Below are 23,965 nucleotides of genomic sequence, written 5' to 3' on the forward strand. Positions count from 1 at the left end.
TTGTTTAACAACATCCACCACCATCATAGTGAAATGTAGATTCACTTATGTAGACGTCATTTCTACCCAAAGCTTTCAATGCACCTGCTGTTTTATCGCATATAGCCAATGGTTGGTTTTTAAGCAAAACGTGACCTGCTTCATCATCAAAATAATCATCTTCTCCAAAATAGATTGCTGCTTTACCTGTAAAAACACAAGGCCCATCTACTGGCATAGGGTCTTTTATAGCAGCAACTTCAATAGATTCTATATAGATTAATTCGTCTGTAGGATAATGTTTAGGATCCAATATTCTATAAGGTTTTCTAGCTCTTATTTCAATAGTGCCAAATCCTGCATCAGTAAGGGCTTTAACATATTCCGCAATTGGCAAACTACCGCTAAGGCACAATGCTCTTAATCTTTCGTCATTACGTAATGTGTCATTCATTGGTTGCTCACAGGTAGGATCGCTCATTACCAATCTACCGTGTGGTTTAAGTACACGGTACATTTCTGCGATTGCTTTTTTAAGATCATCCGCTTTAAAAATATTGAAAAGACAATTCTGTGCAGCAACATCTATACTATTATCTTCAACAGGAAGATTCATAGCATCACCTTTTTTAAGTTCAACAAAATCACTTTTAAACCATGGATTAAGTACTTCAGCTTCTTTAAAATTTTGCTTGGATGCTTCTAGCATTTCGTCAACTACATCAATACCAATAACACCAGCTGTTTGTCTGTTAAAATAAGCGAACTGTAAAAGTTCCATGCCTCCACCAACACCTACATAAAGCATTTTAGGATTATTTGTTAAATCGCGAGCATGTACAGTACTTCCACAGCCGTAGTTCATCTCTTGCATTATTCTAGGAATCCTTAATCCTGGTAATTCCCATATAGGATTTGTGGTACAGCATAATCCAACATCTGGTGTCAATGCAGCTTCTTTATATACATCGTGTGTGGTTTCTAAGTAGCTCATTATAAAGTTTTTATCAATTCTTTAAATAGTATTATCATATTCGGTTCAGCTTTATTTGCCATTTCTATGATTTCTGTGATATTTACTGGTTTAAGATTATCAGGATCGCATTCATCTGTTAATACAGAAATTGCTGATGCTTTTAGGCCTAAGTGGTTAGCAACAATAATCTCAGGTACAGTACTCATACCAACAGCATCTGCCCCAATAATTTTTAACATTCTATATTCTGCTCTGGTTTCCAGTTGAGGTCCTACAACACTGGCATATACACCTTTGTGAAGTTTAATATTATGTTTATTGGCAATATTCTCAATCCTATCGTTAATCTTGTGGTCGTAAGGCGCACTCATATCATTAAAACGCTCACCAAGCTCAGAGACACCTTTGAAAGCTAAAGGAGAGCTTCCTTGCAAATTGATATGATCATCAATTAACATTAATTCACCTTTTTTGAAATTCAGGTTTATAGCTCCTGCAGCATTAGAAACCAAAAGTGTTTTTATTCCTAGTTTTTCCATTATTCTAACTGGGAAAGTAACATCTTGTAAAGTATAACCTTCATAAACATGAAAGCGACCTTGCATAACAATAACTTTTTTGCCAGCTAATTCACCAAAAATGAGTTTTCCTTTATGGAACTCTACAGTAGCAGTCGGAAAGTTTGGTATATGATTATAACTTGCTTTTGCAATGATATCAATCTCGTTAATGAGTTGGCCCAGACCAGTGCCTAAAATTATTCCGATTTCTGGATTGTCAAATCCTTTACTCTTCAAATATTCTGTACTTTCAGTTATATATTTAATCATTTAACTGTTGTATTTTTTCTTGTAGTTTAATGTTTGATTTATAGAATTCTGAAGCTATTAAGTCTTCATAAGTATCTATATCATTTAACGTCTCTAATTTACTAACAGATACGTTTAGGTTTTGTAACTCTTGTATCGTTGTTCTTAATAATTCGGGTTGACTCCATGGCTTATTTTGGAAGATTTGTGGTACCATGGATTTAAGACCAATTAAATAATAACCACCATCTTCAGCTGGTCCAAATACCGAATCTGTTTTATCTAGTGCATCCAAACCTTTCATAATATGATTTGAATTTATTGTAGGTAAGTCAGAACCAATGAGTACTATCTTTTTATAACCTGCTTTAAAACCATCCATAAATGCATTGAACATTTTTTCTCCTAAGTCATCACCTTGCTGAACTGCTTTGGACTCAATTGGCCAATGAGATTCTGAAATTGAATTGGAGAAATAAATGTGTTTGTCACAATTAAGGTTCTGAGTTGCTTTTTCTGTGACACCAACCAATTCTGAATATACTTCAAATGCGCCAACATCACCAATGGTCTTTGCTAGCCGGGTTTTAACGGTGCCTAGTTTCATGTTTTTTACAAAAACTATTACTAATGCATCAGTCATAAATCTTATTACCTTTTAAAAGCCATTGGCTCCATTCTTTTGAAAATGCATGCACATCTTCTGTTGCTTTATCATCTGAATTATAAACCGTGAAGTTATTATTTTTCCATTCGAATATTCCACCGAATAGATTATATACATTCCTATAACCTTCCTTCTTAAGTTTTTCTGCAATATCTTCAGATCGAACACCTATTGAGCAATACACAACGATCATGATATTTTCATCATGTAAAAGGCTTTTGGTTTTTTCGATATTAAAATCATCATAGCCTACATATATTGCGTCCTTTATATGACTCACTTTAAATTCGTTAATTTCCCTTGCATCTAATATTAAGGCATGGGTTTTTGGCATTGCAAGCTCCTTCACAGAAATATAGGGTATACTTTCAGTATTATATTGCTTTAATACATCAGACAAACTTTCTTGAGAACAAGAAATGAAACCAAAAAAAAGAGTAAGGATTAAAAAGAAATTTTTCATAAAATTAAGCGACGGTTCCTTGGCAACTACTACCAGCACCAGCTGTACACCCATAACAGTGCTGAGAAATTACAATATTTCTTCCTTCTAGTAAGTCTTCATTATACTCTGAAATGTGCTTCACCTTACTATTTACAGGTAACTCTAACATCTGGTTAAAATCACAGTCGTATAGATAGCCATCCCAGCTTACTGATAAGGTGTTTGTGCACATCACATTAGTTACTGCATCTGGATTATAAGCATCTACTAATTGATACATGTAATCTTCATAATTCTCAGAAGCAATTAGGTAATCTAAAAAGCGACTAATTGGTAAATTAGTTATAGCAAAGAGATTGTGAAATTGTATACCAAAATCTTCTGATAAAGCCTTCTTAAAGTCTTTTTCCATTGAAGCCTGATTTCCTGGCAAAAACGCACCAGATGGATTGTAAACTAAGTCTAATCTTAAACCACTATCTGGCAAGCCATAACCAATAGCATTTAATTCTTGAAGTGCTTTTATCGATTTATCAAAAACACCATCACCTCTTTGTTTATCAGTTTTACCACGTGTCCAGTGTGGCATAGAACTTACAACATGAACATTATGATTTTTAAAAAATTCTGGAAGATCGTAATACTTTTTATTTGCTCTAATTATGGTTAAGTTAGATCTGACGATGAAATCTTTAATACCAGCTTTAGAGGCCTCATCTACAAACCATCTAAAATTAGGATTCATTTCAGGAGCGCCTCCTGTGAGATCTAAAGTATGCGCACCTGTATTTTTTATTACCTCTAGACATTGAAGCATGGTCTCCTTGGTCATAATTTCCGTTCTATCCGGACCAGCATCGACATGGCAGTGTTCACAAACTTGGTTACACATGTAACCTACATTGATTTGTAATATTTCTAGTTTTTTAGCCTTAAGCGGAAACTGATTTGTATCGGCAATTTTATCTTTAAATTTTGGTAATTCTCCATTTTGAAATATACCGTTAGATAGAATTTCTAATTGCCTTTTACTTTGTGCCAGCGCGCTATCGCGCTTATGAAGAGATTGGGATTTAACTTTTATCATCTAAATTATCCGTCAAGTTTATTCACTTTGTTCATCATTTGTACACCATGTACTAATGTTGCGCCACTTTTTATGGCTGCACCAACATGAATGGCTTCCATCATTTCTTCTTTGGTAATGCCTCGCTCTAAACCATCTTTAGAATATGCATCTATGCAATATGGGCACTGCTCAGTATGCGCAACAGCGAGAGCTATTAAAGATTTTTCTCTTCCTGTTAGAGCCCCTTCTTCAAAAACTTTTCCGTAATACTCAAAGAACTTGTTACCAAGTTCCTCGCCCCATTCCGTGATTTTCCCAAATTTTCTAAGGTCTGCAGGATCGTAATATGTTTTAGACATTAAATAGTTTCTTAAGCGTTAGTACAAAAAATCAAGATAATATTTTTTGTCGAAGTTAATTCTTAAAGATTACAGAAAATTATGATAAAGTTTATTTGGAAAATTTAAGTCGAATTAAGAAATAAAAAAACCCGAACATAATTAACGGGTTTTCAGATTAATAGCACTTTATAATCAGGCAACGTACTTTCGTTGCTGTTTGATTTTCTTCATATCTATTTTAAAAACAGGCTTTAAAAATTTCGCCAATTGGTCAAATTCTATCAAAAATGCATCATGACCATCAATTGATTTTATTTCGTGTATGGTCACATTATCTTTAACCGTTTTAAGGTCAACAAAAGTAGACCAGTTTTCTTCTGGTTTAAAGAATAAGTCAGAATTGATCGTTACTATATGAATGTTTGAAGAAATGTTTTTTGCAATTTCTAAAAATTCACCTCTACCTTCGGTAATATCAATGGTCCTTAAAATTTGGTTCATCATTTTATAAGCAGACAAAATAAATCTATCATTCAATTTATTGCCATGATGATTCAACCAAGATTCTACATTAAATAGGCCAGACGATTTTTTAGTACGTTTAAACTTATCCTTAAGAGACTCTGGCGTTCTATACAAGGTCATAGCATGCATTCTGGCATCCTCTAATGGTTTTTTAGAATTGTTGAGAATAGCGTCTTGAATATGACAATTTGCAATAAGCCAATCTGTAGATTTCCAATCAGTAGCAATAGGTATTAAATGCTCAATAAGATTTGGTTTTAGTGCAGCCAGTTCCCATGCTATTCCACCACCTACCGATCCACCAATTGCAGCGAAGAGTGTATTGATTTTAAGTTGGTCAAGACCAGCCACAAAGATTTGAGCAATATCTCTTGCCGTGTAGTCTTTATAATTGTCTATGAGATTATTGTTGGATTTATCAAAACCATTTCCAGGTATATTGAAGGCCAAAATTGTAAATACATTGGTGTCTATACACTTATTGTCACCAATTAAATCATTCCACCAACCAAATGGACCAATAACATTAGAATTTCCCGTAAGGGCATGAATAACCAATACTACAGGTCCTTTGCCTAGTTCAACACCAAAGGTTTGGTAAGACAACGAAATATTCGATGCCTTACCACTTTGGGTTTTGTAGTTTGAAATGGTTATATGTTCTAATTTACTCATTAAACGTGTTATGAAACATTGTATTCTTTTTCTACAGCAAGTGAAATTGGTGTACTATTTTGAAGATTATCCTTGACAGGGCAACGATCTTCAACAATTTGCAACCATTTGGTTAAAGTTTCAATATCTGCATCAGTATCAGGAATTAAATGAAGTTTAATGGACTTAAAACCAGCTCTTTCCTCATTAGAACTTCCTAAAAACCGGTTAGGATTTAGTTCTCCATTAACTTCAATTTTAAGATTGTTAATGGTAAATCCTAACTCTTTGGCAACAACATGGCCAACTACATTTACACAGCCTGCAAAACCAGCTAAAATATATTCCACTGGATTTGGAAAATCATCTGTTCCACCTAATGCTTCAGGCTCGTCAACGATTAATGTAAACTGCCTTGTATTTCCTATAAATTTTGTTTCAGAAGAACTTTCTCCAGAAACACTAAATTTTAAATTACTCATCTTTTCTTTTTATTAAATTGTGAATTACTAACAGTTGCCCTTTTTTAAGGACACCTGTATCAAATAAACTGCCCTAAAGGCTAATTTTGAAGGGCTTTTTGCTCTTTTACAATTGCAAATGCTTCTTTTAAATCAGCTTTTAAATCTTCAATATTTTCAATTCCTACAGAAAGACGAATAAGGTCTTTAGTTACTCCAGTACTTTCTTGTGCTTCATCACTTAATTGTTGATGGGTTGTACTTGCAGGATGAATGATCAATGACTTTGTATCTCCAATATTTGCTAAGAGAGAGAAAAGTTTGGTTTTGTCTGCAATTATTTTAGCAGCATCATAGCCACCTTCAACGCCAAACGTTACAATGCCGCTTTGTCCTTCTGGCAAATATTTCTCTGCCAATGCTCTGTAATTGCTAGTTTTCAATCCTGGATAGTTAACCCAAGTCACTTCTGGTTGAACTTGCAGCCATTTTGCTAATTCTAAAGCATTTTCACTATGCTTTTTAATTCGTAATTCTAGTGTTTCTAATCCTTGAATAATTTGAAAAGCATTAAATGGACTTAATGCGCCACCGTAATCTCGTAATCCTTCAATTCTTACTTTAGCAATAAATGCTGCTGCTTCTAGTGCTTCGCTATAAACTAAACCGTGGTAACCAGCAGATGGTTCAGTAAATTCAGGGAATTTACCATTGGTCCAATCAAATGTGCCAGCATCAATAATTACACCTCCTAAAGCGGTTCCATTACCATTGATGTATTTTGTTAACGAATGGATTACAATATTTGCTCCATATTCTATTGGGTTAAGCAAATAAGGTGTTGCAACTGTATTGTCTACAATTAAAGGAACTTTATAAGCTTTAGCTTCTTTAGAAATAGCTTCAATATCTAATACATCTAGCTTCGGATTTCCTAGTGATTCTATAAAGAATGCTCTGGTATTTTCTTGAGCCGCTTTATTAAAATTTTCTGGGTCTGAAGGGTCAACAAAAGTGGTTGTGATACCATGTCTTGGCAGGGTTACGCTCAATAAATTGTAGGTACCTCCATACAAACTGCTAGATGCCACAATATGATCACCAGCTTTTAATAACGTTAATAACGAAGTTGCAATAGCAGAGGTGCCAGAAGCGGTAACTACTGCTGCAATTCCTCCTTCTAAAGCAGCTAAGCGTTGCTCTAGAACATCGTTAGTTGGATTGTTGATTCTGGTATAAATATTACCAGTTTCTGCTAGGGCAAAAAGGTTGGCTGCATGATCAGAATCGTTAAAGACATAAGCCGTAGATTGATAAATAGGAACAGCCCTGGTTCCTCCATTGTTTTGGACATCGTGTCCTGCGTGCAACGCTTTTGTTGCGAATTTTTGTGTACTCATTTTTCTAAGTTTTTGAGTTAATAAATAATTAAAACAAAAGCCAAATAAGCCTCGTTAGAAGCGTACTTAATAGAAAAATGTTATAAAGAAAATGCTAATTACAGATGAGTAATTAGTCTTGAGTTATCTATCCGAACTTGCAAAAAATGACTTGCTCATTCAAGTAGAATTTAGCACCTTCTCAGTAAATCTGAGGGTTGCTAAGGTTTCATAGGGTCTATTCCCTCCACCTTTCTTGATAACATTTCAGTAAGTTTTTGAACTTTGTGAGTACAAATATTGCATTACAAAAATTTAAAAACCAAATTTATTTTAAGTTTTTGTGCTTTTTTTATGAATTTCAAAAATTCAAGGTGCATATTTTGTCAAATATTTATTTTTAATAATCTCACCAACAGATTTGTTTTCAATTTTGCTTTCTAGCCACGAAATAATATCTAAATAAAGGAAGGATCTTCGCTCAAACGGGTGATCTTCATATTTTTTTAACCTTTCCAATAAATCTTTGAACGCATTTTTTAAATCATGCGGATAAATATCTTGAAGACCACGAATAAATTTTATCATTTCTTTTTGGACTTCATGTAGGTCGTTCATTTTTATGAGGAACTTATATGTACTTCGCAATAAGGAATCTAAATGATAATCTATGCCTGCTTCATAATGTGCTACCAGATTTAATACTCTTGAAAAGCAAAGCAAATCTTCTCGCATGGAAAGTGATTTGTTAGAAATGATCCTGTTGAGATATTTTATGCATGCTTTATTATTGCCAGCACCAAATTCTAAACTAGCAAATTTGTAATAAAATATCATTTTGTGATGTGGATCAATCTTATCTTGAAAATTCACTAATTCTGTCTCTATTTTAGGGATAATCTCAAGCCCTTGCTCAAAACTACCATCAATAAAATATTGATTAATACTGTGAAAATTGGTGTATAAAAAAACTAGAGTTGATACATTTTGATCCTTTATAAATTTTGGATTATTTACAGTTGTTTTAAGGTCATTTAGTTTTTCAACAAATTTTGGCTTGTTTCTTAAATAAAATATGGATTCTAGCAGATAATTGTTACCCTTTAAAAAGAAAACCGGGTTAAGGTTTATCATTTTTGGATTTTCGTAAAATAGATTTACCAGCTTAGAAGAATATTTATAGCAGCTTAAGAAATCTTGCATTAAAAAGCTATACCAAAGATGTGCTTTGTATAGCCATAGTTTTTCCCTGAATCCTATTTTTTTAATATTAATTTTAGGTAATCTATCCTTAAAATATTTTGTAACTATTTTACTTTCCTCTTCGTTTTTTACATAACCAGTTTTTAGCATTATACTATACAATTGGAGAGAAAGGTTGGATAGCTTTGATGCAATTACATTTAATGAACTAATTTCTTTAGCTTGAACAGCTAGCTCATCTGCGCGACTACCTATGCTTCGAGTAATATATTGGGATTCGATAATTTTTTCGAGCTCAATAATTTCGAAAGCCATGTTTTTTTCTTCGTTCGCAATAGCTAAATCTTTTGCCTTGTCTAATATTTTTAAACTTTGTTTATAAAGTCCTTTATGATATAGAATTGAGGCAAAATCTAATTGTTCTCTTATTTGAGATCTAACATTTTGATGAGACGGGTTTAATTTAAGGCTTATTAATATTTGCTTATAAAGATGAGCTTTTACGTTAGCAAGTTGTTGTTTTTTTACAATACCAGTCTTGATTATTGACGCCTCATCATAGATCTTAGCTTTATCTAAAAGATTAAATAAATTCAAGAATTTTGAGTCCGTATTCACACCTAGTCTGCCTACATAAAGTTTGAATTGTCTTTTTTCGGACTTATTCAATGATTTTACGAGTAAAAATAAGTTGTCTTTTTGGTCTTTAGTTATCAATTGAAAATGGACTTATATAGCTGACTATCAAATATATAATATACAAATATGAATTTGGACATCGTAAAATCAAAATGCATGTAATATACTTAGTTAGTTTCAAGGTATAAATTCGTATAACAATACTAAACTTTATTTTGATAAATGTCAAAAAACAATATTCAAATATTTGATACAACATTACGTGACGGAGAGCAGGTACCAGGTTGTAAACTTAATACAGAACAGAAAGTTGTCATTGCGTCAAAATTAGATGCTTTGGGTGTAGATGTGATTGAGGCGGGATTTCCTGTGTCTAGTCCTGGTGATTTTAAATCTGTAGAAGCTATTTCTGAAATTGTAAAAAATGCTACAGTTTGCGGTTTAACAAGATCAGTTGAAAATGATATAAAAGTTGCAGCAGCAGCATTGAAAAAAGCAAAAAACCCTCGTATCCATACAGGGATAGGAACATCAGATTCTCATATTGTACACAAGTTTAAAACTACTAAGGAAGATATATTAGAAAGAGCTTACGCTGCGGTAAAATATGCTAAATCTTTTGTTGAGGATGTAGAATTTTATGCAGAAGATGCTGGCAGAACTGACAACGAATACTTGGCAAGAGTTTGTGAAGTAGCAATAAAAGCTGGTGCAACTGTATTGAACATTCCAGATACTACAGGTTATTGTTTGCCAAGTGAATACGGAGCAAAAATTAAGTACCTCATGGAAAATGTGAAAGGTATTGAAAAAGCGATTTTATCTTGTCACTGTCATAATGATTTAGGTTTGGCAACGGCGAATTCAATAGAAGGGGTCATCAATGGTGCAAGACAGATTGAATGTACAATAAACGGTATAGGAGAGCGAGCAGGTAATACGGCTTTAGAGGAAGTTGTAATGATTTTAAAACAGCATCCATATTTAGATCTCGACACAAATATTAATACATCAATGCTTTATGGTATTAGTCAATTGGTGAGTGACAGTATGGGTATTTATACGCAACCTAACAAAGCAATTGTTGGTGCTAATGCCTTTGCGCATAGTTCTGGTATACACCAAGATGGTGTGATAAAAAATCGTGAAACATACGAGATTATTGATCCGAAGGATGTTGGTGTAACGGATTCAGCAATTGTACTTACGGCGCGCAGTGGACGCGCGGCCTTGGCATATAGAGCCAAGAAAGTTGGTTATGAGTTAACTAAACTTCAGTTAGATGATGTTTATAGTAACTTCTTAAATTTTGCTGATAGAAAAAAGGAAATCGATGATAACGACATCCATCAAATAATAGAAACGAGCAGAGTATACCAAGAAATAATATCCGCATAAAGTATGGGAAAAACGTTATTCGATAAAGTCTGGGATGCGCATGTTGTAAGTAGTATTGAAAATGGTCCTCAGATATTATATATAGATAAACATTTAATACATGAAGTTACAAGTCCTCAAGCTTTCAATGAATTGAAAGAACGAGGAATTCCTGTTTATAGACCAGATCAAATTGTAGCGACTGCAGATCATAATACACCAACGTTAAATCAAGATAAACCTGTTAAAGACGAACTGTCTAGAAAGCAGTTACAGCAACTATCAGAAAATTGTAAAGCTAATAACATTACATTATATGAGTTAGGACATAAGTATAATGGAATTGTGCATGTAATGGCTCCAGAGTTAGGTATAACACAACCAGGAATGACAATGGTTTGTGGAGACAGTCACACGTCTACCCATGGTGCGTTTGGAGCCATTGCTTTTGGTATAGGTACAAGTCAAGTAGCACAGGTATTTGCTAGCCAGTGCTTGTTACTAACTAAGCCAAAAAGTTTGAGGGTTTCGGTTAATGGAAAGCTTAAACCTGGTGTTCTTCCAAAGGATGTAATACTGTATATCATATCAAAATTAGGTACTAATGCAGGTACAGGATATTTCTGTGAGTATGCAGGTAATGTATTTGAGGAAATGAGTATGGAAGGCCGAATGACGGTTTGTAATATGAGTATAGAGATGGGAGCACGTGGCGGTATGATTGCGCCAGATGAAACAACATTCAACTATGTAAAGGATAGAGAATTTGCACCAAAAGGTGAAGAATTTGATAAAAAACTTACTTATTGGAGAACATTACCAACTGATAAAGGAGCTGTGTTTGATAAGGAGTACTTTTTTGATGCAGATGATATTGAACCAATGGTAACATATGGTACAAACCCTGGGATGGGTATTAAAATTAATGGCAACATCCCAATTGATAATAATCCATCTTTCAAAAAATCATTAGAATATATGAATTTCGAGGCTGGTGAAAGTTTACTCGATAAGCCTATTAATTATGTCTTTATTGGTAGTTGTACAAATTCTAGAATTGAAGATTTTAGAGTTGCGGCAAATTATATAAAAGGTAAAAGAAAGGCTAAGAATGTCACCGCTTGGTTGGTGCCTGGGAGTAAACAAGTAGAGGCCCAAATTGTTGAAGAAGGCCTTAAGGATATTTTTGATGATGCTGGTTTTGAGCTCCGTCAGCCAGGTTGTTCTGCCTGTTTGGCAATGAATGATGATAAAATTCCGCGAGGTGAATACTGTGTATCAACATCAAACAGAAATTTTGAAGGTAGACAAGGGCAAGGCTCAAGAACAATTTTAGCTAGTCCTTTAGTAGCAGCAGCTACTGCAGTTGAGGGGAAGATTATTGACATAACAAAACATTTAAATTAATGGAGAAGTTTACAGCACATAGGTCAACAGCTATTCCATTGAATATAGAAAATGTTGATACAGATCAAATTATACCAGCACGATTTTTAAAAGCTACTGACAAAAAAGGATTTGGTGATAACGTTTTTAGAGATTGGAGATATTATAAAGATGGATCTGTTAATGAAAGTTTTGTTTTAAACAATTCTGATTTTGAAGGAAGCATATTAGTTGCAGGCAATAATTTTGGTTGTGGTTCTAGTAGAGAACATGCAGCTTGGGCAATTGTAGGTTATGGATTTAAAGTAGTCGTCTCAAGTTTTTTTGCAGATATCTTTAAAGGAAATGCATTAAATAATGGTCTATTACCAGTTCAGGTTTCAGAATCATTTTTGAGTGACTTGTTAAATGAAATTGAGTCTAATCCACAAACGGTTGTTGAAGTTAATTTAGAAGATCAAACTATTTCTGTTGAGGGTAAAAATCTTTCAGAAAAATTTGATATTGATCCATACAAAAAAACGTGTATGATCAATGGTTATGACGATATTGATTACCTTATTAATAATAAAGAACTAATTGAAGCATTTGAAGCTGAAAGAATATATTAAATAATTAGATGAAATTAAAAATAGCAGTATTGCCAGGAGATGGTATAGGGCCAGAAGTAACAAATCAAGCGGTAAAAGCACTTAAGGCAATTGCTTCAGAGTACAATCATAATTTTCAATTTACTCATGCAGATGTAGGAGCGATTGCAATAGATAAGTCTAATGATCCGTTGCCAGAGAAAACACTCAATTTATGTAAATCTAGTGATGCGGTTTTGTTTGGTGCTATTGGCCATCCTAAATATGATAATAATCCTTCAGCTAAAGTAAGACCAGAACAGGGTTTATTAAAACTAAGAAAAGAGTTAGGACTTTTTGCTAATATCAGACCAGTTAAAGCTTATCCTGTATTGTTGAATAAATCGCCTTTAAAAAAGGAAATTATAGAGGGAACGGATATTTCAATATATAGAGAATTGACAGGTGGCATTTATTTTGGAAAAAAAGAACTGAGTGAAGATGGAAATGTAGCATCGGATTTATGTGAATATTCAAGGCCAGAAATTGAACGTATTGCTCATTTAGCATTTAAATCTGCCCAAACAAGAAACCACAAAGTAACATTGATTGATAAGGCTAATGTGCTAGAAAGTTCTCGATTATGGAGGCGTGTGGTGACAGATATTGCTAAAGAATATCCTGAGGTTACATTAGACTTTCTTTTTGTGGATAATGCTGCAATGCAGATGATACTTAACCCTAAACAGTTTGATGTAATTTTAACTGAAAATATGTTTGGTGATATAATAAGTGACGAAGCAAGTGTTATTGGTGGATCTATAGGTTTATTAGCTTCAGCATCTGTGGGAGATAAATATGCAATGTTTGAGCCAATTCATGGGTCATTTCCACAAGCTACAGGTAAAGGAATTGCAAATCCAATTGCGTCGATTCTCTCTGCGGCAATGTTATTGGATCATTTTAATTTAAATACTGAAGCGGAATTAATTAGAGAGGGTGTTGAGAAATCGCTCAAACTTAAAATTTCAACACCAGATATAAACCCAGCTTCCGATAAAGTTACAACTTCAATTGTTGGTGATTTCATAGAAGATTTTATCTTTAATCCCAAAGACACAAATCTAAATTTTATGAATATCCATTTGGGTCAATCAACAATAATTTAAACTATGCCAACAGAGCCAAAACTAAAACGTTTTAACCAAAGCGTTTTATCGAAATATCATATATACAATAGTATATTTATGACACTCCCTTTTGATACGTTGTCTAAAACGGTGGCTTTATTGCCGCTCTTTTATGAGACATGCAAAAAGGGATTTGATCATCATGAAGATCCTACAACAATTGTTAATTCATTTTTTAATAAATATCAAGCAAGGCGATCGCCACAAAGTCAGATAAATCTTTTGTTTAGGTTTATTCAATATATAGAGCGACAAGTTGTATTGTTTGATGCTGTTGAAGATGCGGCTTTCCCTGTTGTAAATAATATGGAAGGTATTGGAACTTTAAGAAGTTTAAAGGAAAATGCACAAGCTGAAAATAAGGTTGAATTACTTCGTGAATATTTAGAAGCCTTCAAAGTAAGAATTGTATTAACTGCTCATCCGACTCAGTTTTACCCTGGTACTGTTTTGGGTATAATAACTGATTTGGCAGAAGCAATTAAAGTTGATAATCTTACTGAAATTCGTAGTTTACTTGGTCAGTTAGGAAAGACACCGTTTTTCAAGGATAAAAAACCGACACCATATGACGAAGCTGTCAATCTTATTTGGTACTTAAAAAATGTATTCTATCATTCATTTGGTGATATATACGATTATGTTCAGAATAATATTTTTGATGATAAAGAAATAGATAATTCAATTGTAAATATTGGATTTTGGCCCGGTGGAGATAGAGATGGCAATCCGTTTGTTACACCTCAAATAACGCTAGATGTAGCTCGTAAACTTAAGGAGTCGATCATTAAAAATTATATTAAAGATGTAAAGTATTTAAGACGGCGACTTACATTTAAAGGCATCAGAGAAAGAATTGTTGATTTAAATCATAGGCTTCATAATACGCTATTACATAAAGAACATTCTAGTAGAATTACACTTTCTGAGTTTAGACAAGAGCTTTATGATATTAGGGAAGTGCTTATAAATGAGCATCAGTCATTATTTGTTGATAATGTAACAACACTTATTAATAGAACTACTCTATTTGGTTACCATTTTGCAAGTTTAGATATTAGACAAGATAGTCGTGTACACGATGCTATGTTTAGAGCACTTGTAAAGGAATTAATCGCAAATAAAACTGAATTCTTTCCAGAAGACTTCTTTGAATTACCACTTAATAAGCAGCTGAAGCATCTATCTGAGATAAAAGGTGTAATTGGGGATGATATCGAATTAAAAGATGAAATGGCAATAAATATTGTTGAAACAATAAGAGCCATGAAAACCATACAAGAAAAGAATGGTGAAATAGCCTGTAATAGATATATAATTAGTAACAATCAAACAACATTAAATGTACTTCAGTTGTTTGCTATGTTGAAAGTAATTGCCTTTGGTGATGATTTAACTGCAGATGTAGTGCCACTATTTGAAACAGTTACGGATTTAGTGGCATCACCTGCTGTAATGGAAGAGTTGTATACAAATCCAAATTACAGAAAACACCTTGAGGAAAGAGGTAATAAGCAAACTATAATGCTTGGTTTTAGTGATGGTACCAAAGATGGTGGTTATTTGATGGCCAATTGGGCGATTTTTAAAGCAAAAGAAGCTCTTACTACATTATCTAGAAAATATGATATTGATGTAATATTCTTTGATGGTAGAGGTGGTCCACCTGCACGTGGAGGAGGTAAGACACACCAATTCTATGCATCATTAGGCCCAACAATAGAAGATAAAGAGATACAACTGACAATTCAGGGACAAACTATTAGTTCTAATTTTGGCACAGTTGAGTCTTCTCAGTATAATATGGAGCAATTGATTAGTTCTGGCATTTCTAATAGATTAAATGATAAGAATTTAGAAATGAATGAAGAGGATAAATTGGTCATGGATAACCTGGCCAATCTAAGTTATGAGACCTATATCAATTTTAAAGAGCATCCGAAATTTTTGTCTTATTTAGAAAGAATGAGCACGCTTAAGTATTATGCAAAAACGAATATAGGTAGTAGACCATCTAAACGAGGCAAATCTGATAGTTTAGTTTTTGCAGATTTAAGGGCAATACCATTTGTTGGCTCCTGGAGTCAGCTTAAACAAAATGTACCCGGATTTTATGGAGTGGGTACAGCACTTAAATATTATGAAGATAAAGGTGAATTTGAAAAGGTGCAACATTTGTATCAAGAGTCTAGATTTTTTAGAGCTTTAATTGCAAATAGTATGATGTCCTTGTCTAAATCATTTTTTGATTTAACAAGATATATGTCTGAAGATCCTGAGTACGGCGATTTTTGGAAATTGATTTACGAAGAGTATTTAACTTCAAAACGATTGATATTAAAGCTTACTGGCTTTAAAGAATTAATGGAAGATGAGCTTGTGTCAAAGGCATCTATAGATGTTAGAGAATCAATTGTATTGCCTTTGCTTACTATTCAGCAATATGCGCTTAAGAAAATTCAAGAATTAGAGAAGGAAGAAGTTAAAGACGAAGCACTGATAAAGGTATTCGAAAAAATGGTTACAAGATCATTGTTTGGTAATATCAATGCAAGTAGAAACTCAGCTTAAGAATAACTTATCTAAAGTGAAAGGCCTAATGGAAACTTCCATTAGGCCTTTTTTCTTTTCTTTTATAAAGTGAATGCATTAAAAAACCCTCCAGAACAAAATGTCCTAAAGGGTTTTAACTAACAACTAATTATCTAAACAATCAATTTAAAACTTATAATTAATGTTCGTTCATTCTAAAATCAGGGTATGCATCCATACCATGTTCATGACCGTCTAAGCCCTCTAACTCTTCGCGTTCAGGAACTCTGATTCCAACGGTTTTCTTAAGTATAAATAGTATAATGAAAGATGATACAATACAAATGGCAGCGTAAGAAGCTACACCTATAAGCTGGCTAACAAATTGAGCACCACTAGCGAGCGCTCCAAAAATACCAACAGCTAATGTTCCCCAAATACCACAGATTAAGTGTACAGCAATTGCTCCTACAGGATCGTCTAATTTTAATCTATCAATTAAACTAACTGCAAAAACAATTAGTGCACCTGCAACTGCTCCAATTATAATGGCATCTGTTGGACTCATTTGATCTGCACCAGCAGTAATACCAACTAAACCACCTAAAATACCATTTAAGAACATTGTTAAGTCTAGGTTTTTGAACATTAAACTAGATACTAATGCAGATACAACTCCACCTGAAGCTGCGGCTAAACATGTTGTAACTAAAGTTAAAGATGTCAATTCTGGATCTGCAGATAAAACAGAACCACCATTAAATCCGAACCAACCTAACCACAGAATTAAAACACCTGCAGTAGCTAATGGTATATTATGACCTGGGATTGCTTGTGGCTTACCATCTTTAAATTTACCAATTCTAGCTCCTAACAAGAAAACTGCAACTATGGCTGCCCATCCACCTACAGAGTGAACTAATGTTGAACCTGCAAAGTCATAAAAAGGTGTTTCTAGGCTATCTAAAAATCCACCTCCCCATTTCCATGATCCAGCAATTGGGTAAATAATACCAACATATAATACTGTAAAAAGCATAAATGGTCCAATTTTAATACGTTCTGCAACTGCACCTGAAACAATAGTGGCGGCTGTTGCTGCAAACATCCCTTGGAATAAGAAATCAGTCCAATAGGTATAACCTTCATTGTATGCAAGATCTAAAGTACCTGCATCAGTCAATGGAGAATCTAATCCAAAACCTGCGAATCCAATAAAGCCATTAAAATCCCCCGGGTACATTAAGTTAAAACCAACTAAACAATAAAGTAATAGGCCAACTGTAATGATAAATATGTTTTTAAATAAAATGTTTATTGTATTCTTTTGACGCGTTAATCCAATTTCTAAAAATGCAAATCCTAAATGCATAAAGAAAACTAACGCTGTACAGATCATCATCCATACGTTATTTGTAGTAAGTAATTCCATGTTTATTATTTTAAAGTATTTCCTCCTTTTTCTCCTGTTCTTATTCTATAGACTTCTTCGATATTTGAAATAAAGATTTTACCATCACCAACATCACCAGTGGAACCAGCTTCAAGTATGGCTTTAATGGTTACTTCTTCAAAATCATCGTTAACAACTATTGATAAATAGCGTCTTTGGATATCGCTCGTGCTATACGAAATGCCACGGTATACATGACCTTCCTTTTCATTTCCAAGTCCAGTTACGTCCCAGTAAGAAAAGAAGTTTACACCAACTTCGTGCAAGGCAGCTTTTACTGAAGAAAACTTAGATTTTCTAATAATTGCTTCTACTTTTTTCATTGTTTTATAGTATTAGTTAGAATTTATATATCGCAGCAACCAAGAAAGAGGCTAAGCTCTTTGTAGCGGCTAAATCATTATCCAAAAATGCATCGTCAGAGGCGCTGTCAAGTCTTATCTCAGGCTTAATAATTAAGTCGTCAATTGTGTAGCTACCGGTTAATGTAGCAGCAAATACACTAGAGTCTGCAACACCAGTACCTATTGCACCAAAGTTTTCATCTTCTGCGAAATACTCACCTCTTAATCCAATGGCAAAAGCATCAGAAACTGTATATTGAGGATAAAGAGCAGCACCTAAGAATCCGCCGGCATCATCTTCTAAGCTTAAATAGGCGGCGTTAATACCTAAAAAGAAGTCATCAGACACGTCAAAACCTCCTGTGAAATCAACCTCAAAGAAAGAGGGATCGTATAACACATTTACGTATTGACCAGAGAAACCTAATTGAGCACCAACAGCATAATCACCTGTAGCATTAAATTCTGTTAAGTCAGTATCATTAAAAACACCGAGCATTAGGCTAATATCTTCTCCCAACGCAAAATCAGCTTTAAGACCTGTATGACTGAATGGTCCGTAAGAAAATAAATAAGAGGTACTGTAATTGAAGTTAGGTACTGGTGAAATCACCTCATAACCTAAAAAGGTATTAAAATTTCCTAAAGTTAATGTTACGCTTTCGCTCACATTCCAGTATGCATATAACTGGTTTACAATATTACCAGTAGCTGAATACATTGGTGATGCAAAAATGGCATCTGTACCTCTAGGCCCAAATACTAAATCTGCTACAAAACCAACTTTTTCACCTTCATAAGAGGCAATAACGTTAGCCATACCTAATGCAAATCCTGGTAAATTAGCAAAAGATGATCCAGGTGCAATTGCATTCTCGTCATTCGGTCCAGTTATATTAGCTCTATAATAAGCATCTATACTTCCTGAAATAGTAAATTTTTTGTCATTTGTTTCTTCCGATTCCTGAGCATTAATTATTAATGCTACGAAAAGTAATGTTAAAGTAAATAATCGTTTCATAAAATTTTATCTTTTATTAGTTAGATGGGTCAAATCTATATAAACATTATTTACTACCCCATAAAAAAAAGGGATAAAAACTCATTTTTACGAATTTATTATAATTAACCCCCTTTTTTTTGAGGGTAATATATTTTAAGATGCTAAATTTGATGAATTGATAATTACAAAATTCAATAATTTATAATAATATTATTGATTCAATATCGAATTATTAATTAAGCGTATTTATCGCAATCGTTTTCGTAAAGAACGTGCGTTATTATTGAAAAAAACTCTATTGAATAATTAGCATTTTATAGCCTAAAATTTGTTATTCTTTCATTTATAATTCACCTTAATTATCGATATGGGAAAAGTGTTTTCACTTTTTTTTTTATCCAATATCTGGGTCTATATTAGAGGAATAATGTGTGGAAAAAAACCCTCGAAAATTTTGAATTATGCTGAAGAAACAAGGACTTTATTTACCGGAATTTGAACATGATAATTGTGGTGCTGGATTTATATGTAGCTTAACTGGTAAACGATCAAACGATATTATCCACAAAGCTCTCGAAATATTAGTAAAATTAGAGCATCGTGGTGCTGTTAGTTCTGACGGTGTTACAGGTGATGGTGCTGGAATTTTAATAGATATTCCACATAAATTTTTTAAGATATTTTGTGAGTTTGAATTGCCTGAAACTGGTGAGTATGCTGTCGCTAATGTTTTTCTTCCTAGAAAGGAAAATCAACGTCAATATTGTATTGATGTTTTTGAGAAGGAAATAGAAAATCAAGGCTTAAAATTAATAGGATGGAGAGACGTACCTGTTAATAACGAGATTTTAGGTGAAATTGCTAGAACTACTGAACCTTCTATTAAGCAAATATTCATTGGTAAATCTGACGAAAACATGTCAGATAGAGACTTTAATCTAAAGCTTTTTGCCGCTAGAAAAATTGCAGAGCATACAATATATGATTCTAAATTATCTGAGGCACAGTATTTTTATTTACCGAGTCTTTCCACTAAGATTATTATTTTTAAGGGTCTGTTAAAGCCAGAACATATTAATGAGTATTATCTCGATTTATTCAATTCTGCTTTAGATACGAGGCTGGCTTTAGTTCATCAAAGATTTTCTACAAATACATTTCCAACTTGGGACTTAGCACAACCATTTAGATATATATGTCACAACGGCGAGATTAATACATTAAGAGGTAATGTGTCACGAATGTTTTCACGTGAGGAGATTATTAAAAGTGACGCCTTTGGTAATGATATTAAAAAGATTATCCCAACTGTTTTAAAAGGAAAATCAGATTCTGCTACATTAGATATGGTTGTAGAATTGCTGTTAATGACAGGTCGTTCTTTACCAGAAGCTATGATGATGTTAGTACCTGAGGCTTGGGAGAAAAATACAGATATGTCAGATGCTAAAAAAGCATTCTATGAGTATAATTCTTGTTTAATGGAACCTTGGGATGGCCCTGCATCAATTCCATTTACAGATGGCAATTATATTGGTGCAGTCTTAGATAGAAATGGTTTAAGACCTTCCAGGTATACTGTTACAAAGAACGGTAATGTTATAATGTCTTCAGAAACTGGTGTAGTAGATGTAAAACCTGAAAATGTAGAATTTCATGGTAGATTAGAACCTGGCAAGATGTTCTTGGTAGATATGAATGAAGGTCGTATTGTTAATGATGAGGAGATTAAAGAAAAAATTGCTAATAAACATCCATATCGTGAATGGTTAGACAAGAATCTAGTTCACTTAAAAGATCTTTCTGCAAAAAAAGGACCTATCCTATATGAAGAAATTGATCTTAAAAAACGTGAGATTATTTTTGGTTATACTCAAGAGGATTTAAATACCATAATTAGACCAATGGCACAATTGGGCAAAGAACCAATTGGCTCTATGGGCAGCGATACACCAATTGCTGTTTTATCAGAACGTCCTCAGCTAGTCTACAATTATTTTAAGCAACTATTTGCACAGGTTACTAACCCACCTTTAGATGGAATAAGAGAGGAATTAATTACCGATATAAGTCTTACTTTAGGTAAAGATGTCAACTTATTTGACATTACTGCTGAACATTGCAAAAAACTAAAAATCCAAAATCCGGTTATATCCAAACATGATTTAGATAAAATAAGAAATTATGATTCTAATCCTGATTTTATAGTAGAGACAATTTCAATGCTTTACGAAGTAAATCGTGGATTAAATGAATTAGAGATTGCATTAGAAAATTTAGTAAATAAAGCCTCTAAAGCAATTGATGAAGGCACAAATATTATTATTCTTTCAGATAGGTATGTGGATGAAAACCATGCGCCAATACCTGCTTTGCTTGCCTGTTCTTATGTAAATCATGCTTTACATAAATTAAAAAAACGATCTCAAGTTAGTTTAATAATTGAGTCGGCAGAACCACGAGAAGTACATCATTTTGCTCTATTGTTTGGTTTTGGTGCAAGTGCCGTTAACCCTTATATAGTAAACGAAATCGTACAAGAACAGATTAATACTAATGATGTTACCGATTTAGAATATCTAACAGCTATAAAAAACTATAATAAGGCAATAGGTAAAGGAATTCTTAAAGTGATGAATAAAATTGGGATTTCAACATTGAATTCTTATAGAGCGTCTCAACTTTTCGAATGTATAGGTATTAACACATCAACTGTAGAAAAGTATTTCCCTAATACACCAACTCGTATTGAAGGTATTGGTTTACGAGAGATTGAACAAGAAATCGTAAAGCGTCATAAAAAAGCATTTAAGGTAAATGAGGTTGATTTAGATATTGAAGTAGGTGGTGATTATAGATGGAGACGTGGACAAGAAAAGCACATGTTCAATCCATTAACAGTTGCAAAACTTCAAGAATCAGTTAGAACAAATAAAGCATCTACATTTAAGGAGTATTCGGAATTGGTGAACAACCAATCAAAAAGCTTAATGACCTTACGTGGATTATTTGAGTTTGATCAATACGATCCAATACCTTTGGAGGAAGTAGAGTCTTGGACCGAGATTGTAAAACGATTTAAAACGGGTGCGATGTCATATGGTTCTATAAGCAAAGAAGCACATGAGAATTTGGCCATTGCAATGAATAGAATTGGAGGGAAATCCAATTCTGGTGAAGGTGGTGAAGATCAAGAGCGTTTTTACAAAAGTTCTCAAGGAGATTGGAGAAATTCTGCTATCAAACAAGTTGCATCAGGACGATTTGGAGTTACATCCAATTACCTGACAAATGCTAATGAAATTCAAATAAAAATTGCGCAAGGTGCTAAACCAGGAGAAGGTGGTCAATTGCCAGGACCAAAAGTGAATCCTGAGATTGCCAAAACAAGAAATTCAACGCCATATGTTGGATTAATATCGCCTCCACCACATCACGATATTTATTCTATTGAGGATTTATCACAGCTTATTTATGATTTAAAATCAGCAAATAGAGAAGCAAGGATTAATGTGAAATTAGTATCAGAAGTTGGTGTTGGAACGGTCGCGGCAGGTGTGGCAAAAGCCAAAGCAGATGTTGTTCTAATTTCTGGTTTTGATGGTGGTACAGGAGCTTCGCCATTAACATCATTAAGGCATGCAGGTCTGCCATGGGAATTGGGGATAGCAGAAGCACAGCAGACTTTAGTAATGAACGATCTAAGAAACAGAATTGTACTAGAATGTGATGGCCAACTAAAAACCGGACGTGATGTTGCAATTGCTTGTTTATTAGGTGCAGAGGAATTTGGATTTGCTACGGCACCACTAGTTGCTTCAGGTTGTATTATGATGCGAGTTTGTCATTTAAACACTTGTCCGGTCGGAATTGCAACCCAAAACCCAGAATTACGTAAAAAGTTCAAAGGAAAACCAGAACATGTTGTTAATTATATGTATTTCGTAGCCCAAGAATTAAGAGAGATAATGGCCAAATTAGGATTTAGAACGGTTGATGAAATGGTTGGGCAGGTTCAAAAATTAAATCGTAATAAGGCTATTGAGCATTATAAGGCTTCAGGCATAGATTTAACACCAATACTGCATCAAGTTGAAGTAGGTGAGGAGGTTAAATTATACAATACAGATACTCAAGATCACAATTTAGAAACTCATTTAGATTTTCATATTATACGAAAGGCACATCAAGCGCTCTTTAGAAGACAGCGAACACATCTAAGTATGCCAATTACTAATATAGACAGAGCGGTAGGGGCGATTGTAAGTAATGAAATTTCTAAGATTTATGGTGCTCAAGGATTACCGGAAGATACTATTAATATAGATTTTAAAGGCTCTGCTGGTCAGAGTTTTGGAGCATTTGCAACGAAAGGTGTTAGCATGACGGTTCATGGAAATACGAATGATTATCTAGGAAAAGGACTGTCAGGTGGGAAGCTTACTATTAAAGTACCAGAAGAATGTACAATTATTCCTGAGGAAAATATAATAACAGGTAATGTTACTTTATATGGTGCTACATCTGGTGAAGTATATATAAATGGAAAAGCAGGAGAGCGATTCTGTGTTAGAAATTCTGGAGCAACTGCTGTTGTTGAAGGTATTGGTGATCATGGTTGTGAATATATGACAGGAGGTGTTGCTGTAGTTCTTGGAAGTGTTGGAAGAAACTTTGGGGCAGGTATGAGCGGTGGTATTGCTTATGTGTTAGACCTGGAGAATACATTTATTGAGAAATGTAATGCTTCAGATTTAAATATTGATCCAATTACTTCAGAAGAAGACGAAAATCAGTTGAAACAATTGATTGAGAATCATTATGTAGCAACAAATAGTCCACTTGCAAAACGGATATTGACAGACTGGGAATCCTATTTACCGAAATTCAAAAAAGTATTACCAGAGGAATATAGACAGGCATTATTGAGATTAGAACAAGAACAATTAAAATTAGCTTAAGAC

At 33.8% G+C, this 23,965-nt stretch carries 19 protein-coding genes and 1 riboswitch; of the genes, 6 read left to right on the forward strand and 13 right to left on the reverse strand.

Going from position 1 to position 23,965, the window contains the following annotated elements; all coding sequences use genetic code 11:
- Positions 1 to 4: 4 nt before the first annotated feature.
- The 10 genes from arsM to ACFWV9_RS01170 form a co-directional block, all read right to left on the reverse strand.
- On the reverse strand, positions 5 to 973 hold the full coding sequence (gene arsM, locus ACFWV9_RS01125; RefSeq protein WP_411893390.1) for an arsenosugar biosynthesis arsenite methyltransferase ArsM: 969 nt from the start codon (positions 971 to 973) through the stop codon (positions 5 to 7).
- Complete coding sequence (locus ACFWV9_RS01130) at positions 973 to 1,785, reverse strand: purine-nucleoside phosphorylase (protein WP_411893391.1); 813 nt, start codon at positions 1,783 to 1,785, stop codon at positions 973 to 975. The genes arsM and ACFWV9_RS01130 overlap by 1 nt, the downstream gene beginning before the upstream one ends.
- Complete coding sequence (locus ACFWV9_RS01135) at positions 1,778 to 2,407, reverse strand: TIGR04282 family arsenosugar biosynthesis glycosyltransferase (protein ID WP_411893392.1); 630 nt, start codon at positions 2,405 to 2,407, stop codon at positions 1,778 to 1,780. Before ACFWV9_RS01135 ends, ACFWV9_RS01130 begins: the two co-directional genes overlap by 8 nt.
- The gene (locus ACFWV9_RS01140; protein WP_411893393.1) at positions 2,400 to 2,894 is read right to left on the reverse strand and encodes a rhodanese-like domain-containing protein; all 495 of its coding nucleotides are present in this window, start codon (positions 2,892 to 2,894) and stop codon (positions 2,400 to 2,402) included. The genes ACFWV9_RS01135 and ACFWV9_RS01140 overlap by 8 nt, the downstream gene beginning before the upstream one ends.
- Before the next feature lie 4 nt (positions 2,895 to 2,898).
- On the reverse strand, positions 2,899 to 3,963 hold the full coding sequence (gene arsS, locus ACFWV9_RS01145) for an arsenosugar biosynthesis radical SAM (seleno)protein ArsS (RefSeq protein WP_411893394.1): 1,065 nt from the start codon (positions 3,961 to 3,963) through the stop codon (positions 2,899 to 2,901).
- A 5-nt stretch (positions 3,964 to 3,968) separates the two neighbouring features.
- Positions 3,969 to 4,304, reverse strand: coding sequence for an arsenosugar biosynthesis-associated peroxidase-like protein (locus tag ACFWV9_RS01150; RefSeq protein WP_411893395.1), 336 nt, complete (start codon positions 4,302 to 4,304; stop codon positions 3,969 to 3,971).
- 174 nt (positions 4,305 to 4,478) lie between these two features.
- Positions 4,479 to 5,486: an alpha/beta fold hydrolase gene (locus ACFWV9_RS01155; RefSeq protein WP_411893396.1), complete on the reverse strand. Its 1,008-nt coding sequence runs from the start codon at positions 5,484 to 5,486 to the stop codon at positions 4,479 to 4,481.
- A gap of 8 nt (positions 5,487 to 5,494) precedes the next feature.
- On the reverse strand, positions 5,495 to 5,947 hold the full coding sequence (locus ACFWV9_RS01160) for an OsmC family protein (RefSeq protein ID WP_411893397.1): 453 nt from the start codon (positions 5,945 to 5,947) through the stop codon (positions 5,495 to 5,497).
- A gap of 80 nt (positions 5,948 to 6,027) precedes the next feature.
- Positions 6,028 to 7,326: an O-acetylhomoserine aminocarboxypropyltransferase/cysteine synthase family protein gene (locus tag ACFWV9_RS01165; RefSeq protein ID WP_411893398.1), complete on the reverse strand. Its 1,299-nt coding sequence runs from the start codon at positions 7,324 to 7,326 to the stop codon at positions 6,028 to 6,030.
- Between the two features lie 120 nt (positions 7,327 to 7,446).
- Positions 7,447 to 7,571, reverse strand: a riboswitch (SAM riboswitch).
- Between the two features lie 103 nt (positions 7,572 to 7,674).
- On the reverse strand, positions 7,675 to 9,222 hold the full coding sequence (locus tag ACFWV9_RS01170; RefSeq protein ID WP_411893784.1) for a hypothetical protein: 1,548 nt from the start codon (positions 9,220 to 9,222) through the stop codon (positions 7,675 to 7,677).
- 147 nt (positions 9,223 to 9,369) lie between these two features.
- On the opposite strand from ACFWV9_RS01170, the gene ACFWV9_RS01175 reads away from it, so the two are divergent.
- Genes ACFWV9_RS01175 through ACFWV9_RS01195 form a run of 5 tightly spaced genes read left to right on the forward strand, consistent with a single transcriptional unit; the run spans position 9,370 to position 16,240 of the window.
- Complete coding sequence (locus ACFWV9_RS01175) at positions 9,370 to 10,545, forward strand: 2-isopropylmalate synthase (protein WP_411893399.1); 1,176 nt, start codon at positions 9,370 to 9,372, stop codon at positions 10,543 to 10,545.
- Between the two features lie 3 nt (positions 10,546 to 10,548).
- Positions 10,549 to 11,931 carry a 3-isopropylmalate dehydratase large subunit gene (gene leuC, locus ACFWV9_RS01180; RefSeq protein ID WP_411893400.1) on the forward strand — a complete coding sequence of 461 codons (1,383 nt, stop codon included), beginning with the start codon at positions 10,549 to 10,551 and terminating at the stop codon, positions 11,929 to 11,931.
- Positions 11,931 to 12,521, forward strand: a complete 591-nt coding sequence (gene leuD / locus ACFWV9_RS01185; protein ID WP_411893401.1) for a 3-isopropylmalate dehydratase small subunit — start codon at positions 11,931 to 11,933, stop codon at positions 12,519 to 12,521. The genes leuC and leuD overlap by 1 nt, the downstream gene beginning before the upstream one ends.
- An 8-nt stretch (positions 12,522 to 12,529) precedes the next feature.
- Positions 12,530 to 13,648 carry a 3-isopropylmalate dehydrogenase gene (leuB, locus tag ACFWV9_RS01190; RefSeq protein WP_411893402.1) on the forward strand — a complete coding sequence of 373 codons (1,119 nt, stop codon included), beginning with the start codon at positions 12,530 to 12,532 and terminating at the stop codon, positions 13,646 to 13,648.
- 3 nt (positions 13,649 to 13,651) lie between these two features.
- The gene (locus ACFWV9_RS01195; protein ID WP_411893403.1) at positions 13,652 to 16,240 is read left to right on the forward strand and encodes a phosphoenolpyruvate carboxylase; all 2,589 of its coding nucleotides are present in this window, start codon (positions 13,652 to 13,654) and stop codon (positions 16,238 to 16,240) included.
- 160 nt (positions 16,241 to 16,400) lie between these two features.
- Here the strand turns inward: ACFWV9_RS01195 and ACFWV9_RS01200 are convergent, their stop codons facing one another.
- Genes ACFWV9_RS01200 through ACFWV9_RS01210 form a run of 3 tightly spaced genes read right to left on the reverse strand, consistent with a single transcriptional unit; the run spans position 16,401 to position 19,019 of the window.
- Complete coding sequence (locus ACFWV9_RS01200; RefSeq protein WP_411893404.1) at positions 16,401 to 17,633, reverse strand: ammonium transporter; 1,233 nt, start codon at positions 17,631 to 17,633, stop codon at positions 16,401 to 16,403.
- Positions 17,634 to 17,638: 5 nt separating this feature from the next.
- Positions 17,639 to 17,977, reverse strand: a complete 339-nt coding sequence (locus tag ACFWV9_RS01205) for a P-II family nitrogen regulator (protein ID WP_411893405.1) — start codon at positions 17,975 to 17,977, stop codon at positions 17,639 to 17,641.
- A 16-nt stretch (positions 17,978 to 17,993) separates the two neighbouring features.
- Positions 17,994 to 19,019 (reverse strand): outer membrane beta-barrel protein, encoded by a 1,026-nt coding sequence (locus ACFWV9_RS01210; RefSeq protein WP_411893406.1) that lies wholly within the window; start codon positions 19,017 to 19,019, stop codon positions 17,994 to 17,996.
- Positions 19,020 to 19,462: 443 nt separating this feature from the next.
- Between ACFWV9_RS01210 and gltB the strand changes: the two genes are divergently transcribed.
- Complete coding sequence (gene gltB, locus ACFWV9_RS01215; RefSeq protein ID WP_411893407.1) at positions 19,463 to 23,962, forward strand: glutamate synthase large subunit; 4,500 nt, start codon at positions 19,463 to 19,465, stop codon at positions 23,960 to 23,962.
- Positions 23,963 to 23,965: the final 3 nt, after the last annotated feature.

This window comes from Winogradskyella sp. A2 (genome assembly GCF_046762865.1).
Classification (GTDB): domain Bacteria; phylum Bacteroidota; class Bacteroidia; order Flavobacteriales; family Flavobacteriaceae; genus Winogradskyella.

What these genes read in the sequence shown, in the direction of transcription:
- arsM (WP_411893390.1), bottom strand. Translation starts at nt 973, where the DNA reads ATGAGCTACTTAGAAACCACACACGATGTATATAAAGAAGCTGCATTG.
- ACFWV9_RS01130 (WP_411893391.1), bottom strand. Translation starts at nt 1,785, where the DNA reads ATGATTAAATATATAACTGAAAGTACAGAATATTTGAAGAGTAAAGGA.
- ACFWV9_RS01135 (WP_411893392.1), bottom strand. Translation starts at nt 2,407, where the DNA reads ATGACTGATGCATTAGTAATAGTTTTTGTAAAAAACATGAAACTAGGC.
- ACFWV9_RS01140 (WP_411893393.1), bottom strand. Translation starts at nt 2,894, where the DNA reads ATGAAAAATTTCTTTTTAATCCTTACTCTTTTTTTTGGTTTCATTTCT.
- arsS (WP_411893394.1), bottom strand. Translation starts at nt 3,963, where the DNA reads ATGATAAAAGTTAAATCCCAATCTCTTCATAAGCGCGATAGCGCGCTG.
- ACFWV9_RS01150 (WP_411893395.1), bottom strand. Translation starts at nt 4,304, where the DNA reads ATGTCTAAAACATATTACGATCCTGCAGACCTTAGAAAATTTGGGAAA.
- ACFWV9_RS01155 (WP_411893396.1), bottom strand. Translation starts at nt 5,486, where the DNA reads ATGAGTAAATTAGAACATATAACCATTTCAAACTACAAAACCCAAAGT.
- ACFWV9_RS01160 (WP_411893397.1), bottom strand. Translation starts at nt 5,947, where the DNA reads ATGAGTAATTTAAAATTTAGTGTTTCTGGAGAAAGTTCTTCTGAAACA.
- ACFWV9_RS01165 (WP_411893398.1), bottom strand. Translation starts at nt 7,326, where the DNA reads ATGAGTACACAAAAATTCGCAACAAAAGCGTTGCACGCAGGACACGAT.
- ACFWV9_RS01175 (WP_411893399.1), top strand. Translation starts at nt 9,370, where the DNA reads ATGTCAAAAAACAATATTCAAATATTTGATACAACATTACGTGACGGA.
- leuC (WP_411893400.1), top strand. Translation starts at nt 10,549, where the DNA reads ATGGGAAAAACGTTATTCGATAAAGTCTGGGATGCGCATGTTGTAAGT.
- leuD (WP_411893401.1), top strand. Translation starts at nt 11,931, where the DNA reads ATGGAGAAGTTTACAGCACATAGGTCAACAGCTATTCCATTGAATATA.
- leuB (WP_411893402.1), top strand. Translation starts at nt 12,530, where the DNA reads ATGAAATTAAAAATAGCAGTATTGCCAGGAGATGGTATAGGGCCAGAA.
- ACFWV9_RS01195 (WP_411893403.1), top strand. Translation starts at nt 13,652, where the DNA reads ATGCCAACAGAGCCAAAACTAAAACGTTTTAACCAAAGCGTTTTATCG.
- ACFWV9_RS01200 (WP_411893404.1), bottom strand. Translation starts at nt 17,633, where the DNA reads ATGGAATTACTTACTACAAATAACGTATGGATGATGATCTGTACAGCG.
- ACFWV9_RS01205 (WP_411893405.1), bottom strand. Translation starts at nt 17,977, where the DNA reads ATGAAAAAAGTAGAAGCAATTATTAGAAAATCTAAGTTTTCTTCAGTA.
- ACFWV9_RS01210 (WP_411893406.1), bottom strand. Translation starts at nt 19,019, where the DNA reads ATGAAACGATTATTTACTTTAACATTACTTTTCGTAGCATTAATAATT.
- gltB (WP_411893407.1), top strand. Translation starts at nt 19,463, where the DNA reads ATGCTGAAGAAACAAGGACTTTATTTACCGGAATTTGAACATGATAAT.